This is a genomic window from Dactylosporangium sp. NPDC000555 (assembly GCF_040300025.1).
In the GTDB taxonomy this organism is placed as follows: Bacteria; Actinomycetota; Actinomycetes; order Mycobacteriales; family Micromonosporaceae; genus Dactylosporangium.
Genome location: NZ_JBEPDB010000073.1, coordinates 1 through 1992, shown reverse-complemented (window position 1 = coordinate 1992; position 1992 = coordinate 1). Strand labels below are relative to the sequence as shown.

The window sequence follows — 1992 nt, the reverse complement described above, 5'->3', positions numbered from 1 at the left end:
ACGTCTCGGACGAGGTCATGGCCCTGGTCGAGGCCTGACCCACGCACGTTCTCGGTGGCGCCCCCCCGCTCCGGCGGGCGGGGTGCCACTTGCTTTCGCCTCCGTATCCTGAAACTGAACCGGCCGGATTGGACATATACCCATGTGGCCACTAGGTTGATGGACGGAGGTGACATGCTCATGACCGAAACAGCCGTTCGCTCGGCGGCCGAACCTCAGATCGACCGGGACCTGCTGCGCGAGGCCCAGCGCCACCTCGGCGTCGCCGCGCCGAACGAGGCCATCAACAGCGCGCTCAACGTGCTGGTGCAGCACAAGCGCTTCGAGCGGCGTGAGGCGCTCAAGGAACTGCGGAAGATGTCCGCCGACGGAGCCTTCGACTACGCGGCCTACGACGAGGGCGACGAGTGAGGTATCTGGCCGACACCAGCGCACTCGTTCGAATCCAACGCGATCAGGCGGCCCAGGCCTGGGACGACGCCGTCGAACGCGGCCTCGTCGCGATCTGCGAACCAGCGCTCGCCGAGACGATGAAGCTCGCCGACGCGAAGGAGTATCCGACCGTCGAGGAGAAGATCCTCGGGGTCTATCCGTGGGCGGCGGTTCCGGACGGGATCTGGCCCGTCGTCTCCGCCATTCGGCACGAGCTCGTGGAACCCAGTGCCTATCACGGCCTCTCCGTCGCCGATCTGGTGATCGCCGCGACGGCGATGCGGCTCAAACTTACCGTGCTCCACGAGGACGCCGACTTCGAGACGGTGGCGCGGTTCGTGCCGGGGCTTCGGCAGCGGCGGATCAGCGCTGGGCCGGACTGACGTCGGGTGGCGCCCCTGCACGGGCGGGGGGCGCCGGCCCGTCAGTCGTGGTCGGCGGTCACTGACGATGCTGGGCCTGATCGCGGTGACGGTCGACGCGGAGGTGGCGCGGGCCGCGCAGGACGGCGCTGATGCGGTACTGCGGCGGATCCTCCAGCAGCCGGGCGTCGGACAGGGCCGGGACCAGCGCCTGCAGGGCCAGCTGTGCCTCCAGGCGGGCCAGCGGCGCGCCGTAGCAGTAGGTGCCGTCGGCCTCCACGCCGACCGGGGTGCGGCGCAGCGAGGTGTACAGCGGGTACGGGTCGTGCCGGTTGACCGGGTCGAGCACGGCGGAGAAGACGGAACTGACCGACGTGGTCACGTGATGCTCCTGACGGTGGTCGGACGGTGGCCGGTGACCACCACGGTGGCGTCGCGGGCCAGCAGCTTCTGGTCCGGCACGTCGGCGGGCACGGCAGCACGTCCTCGGGCCGGTCGACGTGCCCGCGCCGGTGCCCCCGCGGGTCACCCGGTCGGGAGGGCCGCGCGGACCACCGTGCCGGCGCCCGGCGCGCTGCGGATGTCCAGCGTGCCGCCGAGCAGCGCGGCCCGTTCGCGCATCGAGCGCACGCCGAGCCGGCCCGGGTGCGGCTCGTCGGGGGAGAACCCGGTCCCGTCGTCGATCACCTCCAGCACCACGTGGCTGTCGTCGCCGGCCAGCCGCACGGTCACCTGCGAGGCCTCGGCGTGCCGGGCGGCGTTGCCCAGCGCCTCCAGCGCGATGCGGTACAACGCCTCCTCCACCTGCGGGCTGACCGGCGGGTCGGCGTCGAGCTCGAGGCCCCAGCCGGCCCGGCCCGGGGCGGCGTGCAGCGTCTCGAACACGCCCTTGAGCGCGGTGGCCAGGCCCGCGCCGACCAGGGTCTCCGGGCGCAGCCGCAGGATGATCCCGCGCAGGTCGGTCAGGCCGGCCGCGGCCGTCTTCTTGATCCAGGCCAGGGACGCCTCGGCGTGGGCCGGATTGCCGTACAGCAGCTCGGCGGCGGTGCCGGCGCCGAGGCTGATGCCGTAGAGGGTCTGCACCACCGAGTCGTGCAGGTCCCGGGCCAGCCGGGCGGGCTCGGTGGCCGCGGCCAGCAGCAGCTCGGCCAGCGGCACGAACGGCGCCAGGGCGGCGGGGCGCGGCGCCCGCCGGCCG

The 1992-nt window shown here is 72.9% G+C and carries 4 protein-coding genes; 2 read left to right on the top strand and 2 right to left on the bottom strand.

Annotated elements, in window-relative coordinates:
• Positions 1-180 precede the first annotated feature (180 nt).
• Entirely contained in the window at positions 181-411 is a 231-nt protein-coding gene (locus ABT297_RS32480) for a type II toxin-antitoxin system VapB family antitoxin (RefSeq protein ID WP_350556233.1), read from the top strand.
• On the top strand, positions 408-815 hold the full coding sequence (locus ABT297_RS32475; protein WP_350556232.1) for a PIN domain-containing protein: 408 nt from the start codon (positions 408-410) through the stop codon (positions 813-815). The genes ABT297_RS32480 and ABT297_RS32475 overlap by 4 nt, the downstream gene beginning before the upstream one ends.
• 58 nt (positions 816-873) lie before the next feature.
• On the opposite strand, the gene ABT297_RS32470 is transcribed toward ABT297_RS32475, so the two are convergent.
• Positions 874-1176 carry a hypothetical protein gene (locus ABT297_RS32470; RefSeq protein ID WP_350556231.1) on the bottom strand — a complete coding sequence of 101 codons (303 nt, stop codon included), beginning with the start codon at positions 1174-1176 and terminating at the stop codon, positions 874-876.
• Positions 1177-1319: 143 nt separating this feature from the next.
• Positions 1320-1992 (bottom strand): sensor histidine kinase (locus tag ABT297_RS32465; RefSeq protein ID WP_350556230.1); only part of this gene is annotated, 673 nt, incomplete at its 5' end.

Excerpts from the sequence above, each read along its gene's own strand:
- ABT297_RS32480 (WP_350556233.1), top strand. The coding sequence starts at position 181 with ATGACCGAAACAGCCGTTCGCTCGGCGGCCGAACCTCAGATCGACCGG.